This window comes from Pseudomonas sp. LJDD11, from assembly GCF_024584215.1.
In the GTDB taxonomy this organism is placed as follows: Bacteria; Pseudomonadota; Gammaproteobacteria; order Pseudomonadales; family Pseudomonadaceae; genus Aquipseudomonas.
Genome location: NZ_JANJFL010000026.1, coordinates 65,218 through 71,737 on the forward strand (window position 1 = coordinate 65,218; position 6,520 = coordinate 71,737).

The 6,520-nt window shown below is 62.7% G+C and carries 7 protein-coding genes; all 7 read left to right on the forward strand.

Annotated elements, in window-relative coordinates; genetic code table 11:
- Nucleotides 1-45: 45 nt before the first annotated feature.
- The 7 genes from NRB16_RS23690 (at nucleotide 46) to murB (ending at nucleotide 6,434) form a co-directional block, all read left to right on the forward strand.
- Nucleotides 46-2,262 carry a DNA internalization-related competence protein ComEC/Rec2 gene (locus NRB16_RS23690; RefSeq protein WP_257107068.1) on the forward strand — a complete coding sequence of 739 codons (2,217 nt, stop codon included), beginning with the start codon at nucleotides 46-48 and terminating at the stop codon, nucleotides 2,260-2,262.
- Nucleotides 2,263-2,333: 71 nt separating this feature from the next.
- Entirely contained in the window at nucleotides 2,334-3,008 is a 675-nt protein-coding gene (locus NRB16_RS23695) for a MotA/TolQ/ExbB proton channel family protein (protein WP_045481131.1), read from the forward strand.
- Complete coding sequence (locus NRB16_RS23700; protein WP_045481128.1) at nucleotides 3,005-3,436, forward strand: biopolymer transporter ExbD; 432 nt, start codon at nucleotides 3,005-3,007, stop codon at nucleotides 3,434-3,436. The genes NRB16_RS23695 and NRB16_RS23700 overlap by 4 nt, the downstream gene beginning before the upstream one ends.
- The gene (lpxK, locus tag NRB16_RS23705) at nucleotides 3,436-4,431 is read left to right on the forward strand and encodes a tetraacyldisaccharide 4'-kinase (protein ID WP_257107069.1); all 996 of its coding nucleotides are present in this window, start codon (nucleotides 3,436-3,438) and stop codon (nucleotides 4,429-4,431) included. The genes NRB16_RS23700 and lpxK overlap by 1 nt, the downstream gene beginning before the upstream one ends.
- An 11-nt stretch (nucleotides 4,432-4,442) precedes the next feature.
- Entirely contained in the window at nucleotides 4,443-4,628 is a 186-nt protein-coding gene (locus tag NRB16_RS23710) for a Trm112 family protein (protein WP_045493619.1), read from the forward strand.
- Nucleotides 4,625-5,389: a 3-deoxy-manno-octulosonate cytidylyltransferase gene (kdsB, locus tag NRB16_RS23715; protein ID WP_257107070.1), complete on the forward strand. Its 765-nt coding sequence runs from the start codon at nucleotides 4,625-4,627 to the stop codon at nucleotides 5,387-5,389. The genes NRB16_RS23710 and kdsB overlap by 4 nt, the downstream gene beginning before the upstream one ends.
- A gap of 25 nt (nucleotides 5,390-5,414) precedes the next feature.
- A complete protein-coding gene (gene murB / locus NRB16_RS23720) occupies nucleotides 5,415-6,434 on the forward strand; it encodes a UDP-N-acetylmuramate dehydrogenase (protein WP_045481119.1) in 1,020 nt (339 codons plus the stop codon).
- Nucleotides 6,435-6,520 lie beyond the last annotated feature (86 nt).

Consider the following 6,520-nt stretch of genomic DNA (forward strand, 5'->3'; position numbering starts at 1 on the left):
CTGATTTGCCCATCCTCAAGACCTTTTTGCCCTTGAGGATTCACCATGCGTACTGCGCTGGTCGCACTGGCGCTGGGCTTGCTGACCCTGCGCTTTCTGCCGGCCCTGCCGCCTGGCTGGCTATTGCTGCTGATGCCGGTGCTGGCCCTGATGCTATTGCCATGGCGCACTTATCCTGTTGCGTTATGGCTGCTGGGGTTCAGCTGGGCCTGTTTTTCGGCCAAGAATGCCTTGGATGACCGGCTGCTGCCGCGCCTGGATGGCGGTACGCTATGGCTGGAAGCGCGGGTGGTGGGGCTGCCGAGTGCGAACGATGGTGTGACGCGTTTTGAGCTGGATCAGCCGCAGTCGCGACGTGCCCGTTTGCCGCAACGTATCCGGGTGAGCTGGTATGGCGGGCCGCCGGTGGCCAGTGGCGAGCGTTGGCGACTGGCGGTCAAGTTGCGGCGGCCGGACGGGTTGGTCAATCCAGGCGCCTTTGATTATCAGGCCTGGCTGTTGGCGCAGCGTATTGGTGCGACCGGGACAGTGCTCGATGGTCAGCGTCTGGCACCTGCCCGTGCCGCCTGGCGTGATGCTATCCGCCAGCGTTTGCTGGCCGTTGATGCACACGGCCGTGAAGGCGCTCTGGCGGCCCTGGTGCTGGGCGATGGTTCAGGGCTGTCACGGGATGACTGGCAGATACTGCAAGAAACCGGCACGGTGCATTTGCTGGTGATTTCCGGGCAGCATGTCGGTTTGCTGGCGGGCGCGGTGTATCTGTTGATTGCTGCGCTGGCGCGCCGGGGGCTGTGGCCTGCGGCCTTGCCCTGGTTACCTTGGGCGTGTGGGCTGGCCTTTGTTGCCGCGCTGGGCTATGGCCTGCTTGCCGGTTTCGAGGTGCCGGTGCGGCGTGCCTGTGTAATGGTCGGGATGGTGCTGCTCTGGCGCTTGCGCTTTCGGCATCTTGGTCTGCTCTGGCCCTGGCTGGTGTCGCTGAATCTGGTGCTGATCTTCGAGCCGCTGGCCAGTCTGCAAGCGGGCTTCTGGTTGTCATTTGCGGCAGTGGCGGTGCTGATTCTGGTTTTCGCCGGCCGTTTGGGGCGCTGGCGCTGGTGGCAGGCCTGGAGCCGTGCCCAATGGCTGATCGCAATCGGTCTCCTGCCTTTTCTGATTGTGCTTGAGCTGCCGGTCAGCCTCAGTGCGCCGCTGGCCAATCTGCTGGCAGTGCCCTGGGTCAGTCTGGTGGTGTTGCCGCTGGCGTTGCTCGGTACTTTGCTGCTGCCTGTGCCTTGGTTGGGGGCGAGCCTGCTATGGCTGGCCGGGGGCAGCATGCAATTGCTGTTTGTTGCGCTGTGCTGGGTTGCCGCCTGGCTGCCGGCCTGGTTGCCGGAGGCCTTGCCGCTCTGGGTGTGGTTGCTGTGTCTGCTGGGGGCTGTGCTGTTGTTGCTGCCAGCCGGTGTGCCACTGCGACCGTTGGGTTGGCCTTTATTATTACTCTGTGTGTTTGTACCCAGACAACCGATTGCGCCGGGTCAGGCTGAGGTGTTGCAACTGGATGTCGGCCAGGGGCTGGCGATCCTGATACGCACCCGCCATCACAACCTGCTGTATGACGCAGGCCCTGCCTCGGGTGAGTTTGACCTGGGCGAGCGGGTGGTGGTGCCGGTGTTGCGCAAGGCCGGCGTGCGCCGCCTCGACACGCTGGTAATCAGCCATGCTCATGCCGATCATGCCGGTGGCGCCCTGGCGGTGCAGCGCAGTGTGCCGGTTGAGCGGGTACTTGGCGGCGAGCCCGAGGCAATGCACGCATCGCTACAGGCGCAGCCGTGCCGCACCGGCGAGCGCTGGGAGTGGGACGGCGTGCGTTTCGAGACCTGGCGTTGGGATAAGGCCTACAACAGCAACGAGGCGTCGTGTGTGTTGATGATCGATGCCAGCGGTGAGCGGCTGCTGTTGACCGGTGATATTGAAGCCGGGGCTGAGTGGGCGATTCGCCAGGCTGACTTCGATCTGCGTGCCCGCTGGTTTCAGGCACCGCATCATGGCAGTCGCACCTCGTCTTCGGCGCCCTTGTTGCGCCGGGTAATGCCTGAAGGCGTGCTGATTTCCCGTGGCCGCAATAACAGCTTCGGCCATCCGCACCCGATAGTGGTTGCGCGCTATCGGGCGCTGGGCATCGATATTCACGACAGCGCCGGGCAAGGCGCGATCAGTTGGCGCCTGGGAGCGTTCGAGCAACCGCGGGGTGAACGTGAAAACCGGCGTTTCTGGCGAGATTGACCGGCAATCTCAAGCACCCTCTTTCGACCCTATGTTAAAGTGGCGCCAATTTTTTCAAGGGAGTCGGCACTGTGTGGGAACTGGTCAAATCCGGCGGCTGGATGATGCTGCCGATCATACTGAGTTCGATTGTCGCGGCCGGCATCGTCATTGAACGTCTCTGGACCTTGCGTGCCAGCCGAATCACCCCGCCACACTTGCTCGGGCAGGTCTGGCAGTGGATTCAGGAAAACAAGCTCGACGGCGAAAAACTCAAGCAATTGCGCGCTGATTCGCCGCTGGGCGAGATTCTCGCCGCTGGCCTGGCCAACTCCCGGCATGGTCGCGAGATCATGAAAGAAAGCATCGAAGAGGCTGCGGCGCGGGTGATCCATGAGCTGGAGCGCTACCTCGCGGCACTCGGGTCGGTGGCGGCCATGGCGCCATTGCTCGGCCTGCTCGGTACTGTACTGGGCATGATCGACATCTTCGCTTCGTTCAATTCAGCCGGTAATACCGGCAATGCCGTGGTGTTGGCCGGTGGTATTTCCAAGGCGCTGATCTGTACTGCCTCGGGCCTGATGGTGGCGATCCCGGCGATTTTCTTCCATCGCTACCTGCAAAGCCGGGTCGATGAGCTGGTGGTTGGCATGGAGCAGCAGGCGATTCGTCTGGTTGAAGTGGTGCAGGGCGACCGTGAGGTAGACCTGGTCGACGCACCGGTCGATCTCAAGTCCCTTGCCAGGACCGGAGGCAAGCGCAAGTGAAGTTTCGCCGCCGCAAGCAGCGCGACAATATCGATATCAATCTGGTAGCGCTGATTGATGTGGTGTTCATTCTGCTGCTGTTTTTCATCCTGACCACCACCTTCACCCGTGAAACCCAACTGCGTGTCGATCTGCCCCAGGCCGTGACCGGTGCGTCCAATGACGATGCCGCACGCAAGCAGGTGGATATCGCGATCAATGCCGACGGCATCTTTTCGGTCAATAACCAGTTGTTGCCGCGCAACGATCTGGACAGCCTGATCGAAGCCGTGCAGCGCGAGTCCGGTGGTGATAACAGCCTGCCGCTGTCGATCAGTGCCGACGGCAAGACACCGCATCAGTCGGTGATTACCGCCATGGATGCCGCCGGAAAACTGGGTTTCAGCCATTTGCGCATGACCACGGTCGAAACCACGCAGGCTAACTGATGGCGCTTTCCGACCGGTTGCTCGCCGCCTGGTATCAAGGCCATCCGGCACTGTCCTTGCTGCGCCCCCTGGAGCTGTTGTACCGCCGGGTGGTCAACCGCAAACGGGCGCGCTTTCTGGCCGGGGAGGGCGGCATCTATCGGGCCTCGGTGCCGGTGGTCGTAGTAGGCAATATCACCGTGGGCGGCACCGGCAAGACGCCGATGATCCTCTGGTTGATCGAACACTGCCGGCAACGCGGCCTGCGGGTCGGAGTGGTCAGCCGTGGTTACGGTGCCACACCGCCGAGCCTGCCGTGGCGGGTGCGCGCCGAACAAAGCGCTGCCCAGGCCGGTGACGAACCCTTGCTGATCGTGCAGCGCAGCGGCGTGCCGCTGGTGATCGACCCTGATCGTGGCCGCGCCGTGCAGGCCTTGCTCGACACTGAGCCGCTGGACCTGATTCTGTCTGACGATGGCTTGCAGCATTATCGGCTCGCCCGTGATCTGGAGTTGGTGCTGATCGATGCCGCTCGTGGGCTTGGCAATCGTCGTTGCCTGCCGGCCGGGCCCTTGCGCGAGCCTGTCGAGCGCCTGCAAAGCGTCGATGCGCTGCTGTACAACGGCGCGCAGGCTGATCGCGAAGATGGCTTTGGCTTTACTCTGCAGCCTTCGGCGCTGGTCAATCTGCGCAGCGGCCAGCGAGTCGGTGTCGAGCATTTTGCCGCGGGTCAGGCCGTGCATGCGGTGGCCGGGATTGGCAACCCGCAGCGTTTTTTCACGACGCTTGAAGGGCTAAACTGGCGACCGGTGCCGCATGCCTTCGCCGATCATGCGGCGTTCACTGCTGAAGCGCTTGATTTCAGTCCCGCGCTGCCGTTGGTCATGACCGAGAAGGACGCCGTGAAATGCCGCGCCTTCGCTGCCGCCGACTGGTGGTATCTGGCCGTGGACGCTCAGCCGTCCACGGCGTTCGTCAGCTGGTTCGATGACTGGCTGGCACGTCTTAATCACTAATGGGAGCCATCATGGATACCAAACTGCTCGACATCCTCGCATGCCCGATCTGCAAAGGCCCCTTGAAACTCAGCGACGACAAGTCCGAGCTGATCAGCAAGGGCGCCGGCCTGGCTTATCCGATTCGCGATGGCATCCCGGTAATGCTCGAAAGCGAAGCCCGGACCCTGACCGCCGAGGAGCGCCTGGATAAATGAGCACTGCCTTCACTGTCGTGATTCCGGCGCGTTTCGGCTCCAGCCGTTTCCCTGGCAAACCGCTCAAGGTGATTGCCGGTAAACCGATGGTGCAGCATGTCTGGGAACAGGCACGTAAAAGCAGCGCCAGCCGTGTGGTGGTAGCCACCGACGATGCGCGCATCGTTGCGGCGTGCCAGGGCTTTGGTGCCGAAGTGCTGCTGACCCGCGACGATCATAACTCCGGCACTGACCGTCTGGCCGAAGTGGCCACTCAGTTGGGGTTGGCGACTGACGCCATTGTGGTCAATGTGCAGGGCGACGAGCCGATGATCCCGCCGGCGATCATTGATCAGGTGGCGGCCAACCTGGCCGCCCATCCCGAGGCCGGGATCTCGACACTGGCCGAGCCGATTGATGACGTCGCGGCGTTGTTCAACCCGAACGTGGTCAAGGTCGTGACCGACATCAATGGTCTGGCGCTGACCTTCAGTCGTGCGCCATTGCCCTGGGCGCGTGATGCCCTGGCGGTCAGCCGCGACGTGCTGCCGGCAGGCGTGCCTTATCGTCGGCATATCGGCATCTATGCCTACCGTGCAGGCTTTCTGCACGACTTCGTGGCCTGGGGGCCGTGCTGGCTGGAAAACACCGAGTCGCTTGAGCAGCTTCGCGCACTTTGGCACGGGGTGCGCATTCATGTGGCCGATGCGCTGGAGGCGCCGCCGGCAGGCGTTGATACGCCTGAAGACCTGGAGCGCGTAAAGCGCCTGCTGGAGGCATGATGGGTCGTCTGTCGAGGGCTGGCGCATGAGCCTGGATGTACATCGGCAAGTCTCTCTCAAGCCATTCAACACCTTCGGGGTCGATGTCCGCGCCAGCCTGTTCGCACAAGCGCATAGTGATGACGATGTTCGTCAGGCCTTGGCGCTGGCCGTCGAGCGACAACTGCCACTGCTGGTGATCGGCGGTGGCAGCAACCTGTTGCTGGCCGGTGATGTCGAGCGTTTGGTGCTGCGCATGGCCAGTCGTGGCGTGCGCGTTGTGCAGGATGACGGGGAGCGTGTCATGGTCGAGGCTGAGGCCGGCGAGCCTTGGCATCCCTTCGTGTTGCAGTGCCTGGAGATGGGGTTGGTGGGGTTGGAAAACCTCAGTCTGATCCCGGGCACGGTCGGTGCGGCGCCGATGCAGAACATCGGTGCCTACGGCGTCGAGATCAAGGATGTATTCCACAGCCTGGTCGCCCTGGAGCGGGAAACCGGTGAGCTGCGTGAGTTCTTTCTCGATGACTGCGCCTTTGGTTACCGTGACAGCCTGTTCAAGCAGCAGGCCGGGCGCTGGATCATCCTGCGGGTGCGTTTTGCGCTCAGTCGTCAGGCGCCGCTGCACCTGGAATATGGCCCGGTGCGTCAGCGCTTGAGCGAGCAGGGGATAGAACAGCCCACAGCACTGGATGTCAGTCGCGCGATCTGTGCCATTCGCAGTGAAAAGCTTCCGGACCCGGCCGTGCTGGCCAACGCCGGCAGTTTTTTCAAAAACCCGGTGATTGCGGCTGACCAGGCTGACGCTCTGAAACAGCGTTATCCGCAGCTGGTGGCCTACCCGCAAACTGACGGGCGGGTGAAGCTGGCCGCGGGCTGGCTGATCGAACAGGCCGGCTGGAAGGGCTTTCGTGAGGGGGATGCAGGTGTGCATCGCTTGCAGGCGCTGGTGCTGGTCAACTATGGCCAGGCCAGCGGTCTTGAGCTATTGAGGCTGGCGCAGCGTATCCAGGCGGATGTGCTTGAGCGCTTTGGCGTTGAGCTGGAGATGGAGCCTAACCTGTACTGACCGGTATTGTCCTGTAAGAGCCGCCGGGCGGCTCCTGCAGGGATAACTCAACAGCCATAAAAAAGCCCCGCCTGTTTTGCAGGCGG